A 267-nucleotide genomic window follows, 5' to 3' on the forward strand; every position below is an offset into this window, starting at 1 on the left:
CTTCAGGTCTGCGTCTCATCGATCGATCGCTCAGTGCGACGGTTCCGCGCCGAGCACAGTCAGGGGACCTTCCTCGGCGGTCGGGGGTTCGAAGTGGTCGAAGTAGTCTGCCGCGACGTCGTTGGAAAGCGCATAGTCGTCCGCGTGCTCGTGGCTCCGTGCCGCGAGTCGTCCCAGTGCGACTGCCCTTGGCGTCGCGAGATAGATCGTCTCAGGCACTACTCCAAGCGGGCGCAGCAAGTTCCGATAGATGAGACGGGCACGCTT

General features: G+C 63.3%; 1 protein-coding gene. It reads right to left on the reverse strand.

Annotation, left to right across the window (positions count from 1 at the left end; genetic code table 11):
* Positions 1–30: 30 nt before the first annotated feature.
* The coding region (locus tag ACS2QP_RS27845; RefSeq protein WP_438883080.1) for a hypothetical protein at positions 31–267 on the reverse strand (237 nt) is incomplete at its 5' end.

Source organism: Bacillus cereus group sp. Bce019 (genome assembly GCF_051781745.1).
GTDB lineage: Bacteria > Bacillota > Bacilli > Bacillales > Bacillaceae_G > Bacillus_A > Bacillus_A cereus.